This is a genomic window from Arthrobacter sp. Y3225116 (assembly GCF_059091245.1).
The window spans coordinates 1-729 of record NZ_JBNHGL010000520.1 but is presented as its reverse complement, the minus strand read 5'-3'; the positions used below and the strand labels follow the sequence as shown (position 1 = coordinate 729).

The following is a 729-nucleotide window of genomic DNA, read 5'->3' as shown; positions in this document are numbered from 1 at the left end:
CTCGCCGGGCCGCCCGGCCGTGGTGACCGTGTTCCGGCAGCCGGTCCAGGCGGCCGCCCGGCTGCGGGCCGAGCTGCCGGAAATCATCCACGATGTGGTGGTGGAGCAGACCGCGCAACTGCTGAACATGGCGCCGGAAGCGGTTGACCCCGGCTATGGCCGGACCCGCCCCTGACCGGCGTTCCGGTCCCGGCGCCGCTTCTTCCCTAGTACCCGATATCGACCGGCACCGCGTTCTGCGCCTGCGTGCCGGCGGGCACCGGCAGGACCGCAACGTCGGGAGCGCCGCCGTCGGTCAAGACCTGGGCGCCGTAGACGGCTTCGCCGGACGCGCTGATCAACAGGGCCGCGGCGTCGGCGCCGTCTGCCCGGGGATCCACGGTCACGGTGGTTCCGGCGGGCACCGTCACCGCCTGCTTCTCCCCCAGTTTGCCCTTCGGATCCACCGGCGTGATTTCCACCCGGGCGTCCCCGGACGGCGCGCTGAAGGCCATCCGGGAGCTGACACCGCCCGGCACGACCGCCACATGGTTGCTGCCGAGGCGGCCGGTCGCCGGTGACCACCCGAAGTCCACCGGTTCGCCCGCCTCGGTTCCCCTGCTGACCCGCGCGGCGGCAGCGATGGACACGTCGGCGCTGATTTCGACGGAATACGTGCCGGCGGGCAACGACTCCAGCGGCACCCTGGTGACGCTGCCGGCCGCCGCGGAACAGATTCAGCTGGCTCAC

At 72.6% G+C, this 729-nt stretch carries 2 protein-coding genes; one reads left to right on the top strand and one right to left on the bottom strand.

Features of this window, described 5'->3' with window-relative positions:
• The first annotated feature begins 19 nt into the window (after positions 1–19).
• On the top strand, positions 20–175 hold the full coding sequence (locus AC5RV2_RS18735) for a metallopeptidase family protein (protein ID WP_494093580.1): 156 nt from the start codon (positions 20–22) through the stop codon (positions 173–175).
• 31 nt (positions 176–206) lie between these two features.
• Here AC5RV2_RS18735 and AC5RV2_RS18730 read toward each other — a convergent pair whose 3' ends face one another.
• Positions 207–683 (bottom strand): DUF5719 family protein, encoded by a 477-nt coding sequence (locus tag AC5RV2_RS18730; protein ID WP_494093579.1) that lies wholly within the window; start codon positions 681–683, stop codon positions 207–209.
• Positions 684–729: the final 46 nt, after the last annotated feature.